General features: G+C 54.4%; 1 protein-coding gene. It reads right to left on the bottom strand.

The genetic code is table 11. The features are described from left to right. Positions 1–270, bottom strand: a 270-nt coding sequence (locus SB772_RS41275) for a hypothetical protein (protein WP_410838685.1), incomplete at both ends; no start/stop codon positions are given.

Raw genomic sequence — 270 nt, 5'->3', positions numbered from 1 at the left:
CTTCAGCATTTGGTCCCACTTCATCAGCTGCTGAGAGCCCATCGCATCAACGATGTCTCGAGCCAACTGCAACAGGTTGCCTTCAAATCCGAATCCCAGTCTACTTGGAAAGGTCGCATTCGCGGTCCCGTAGTTGGTCCAACCATACCCGTGAATCCAATTCCACGAATTGACGACTCCACGCAGTTCGGCGTCGACACCGAACCGCTCCACCTGCACCATATGAAAGTAGTTTCGCGATACGGTGGCGTTCGGACCTTCGAGTCGTCC

It is taken from the genome of Paraburkholderia sp. SIMBA_030 (assembly GCF_046535245.1).
In the GTDB taxonomy this organism is placed as follows: domain Bacteria; phylum Pseudomonadota; class Gammaproteobacteria; order Burkholderiales; family Burkholderiaceae; genus Paraburkholderia.
This window is presented reverse-complemented; position numbering and strand designations above follow the sequence as displayed.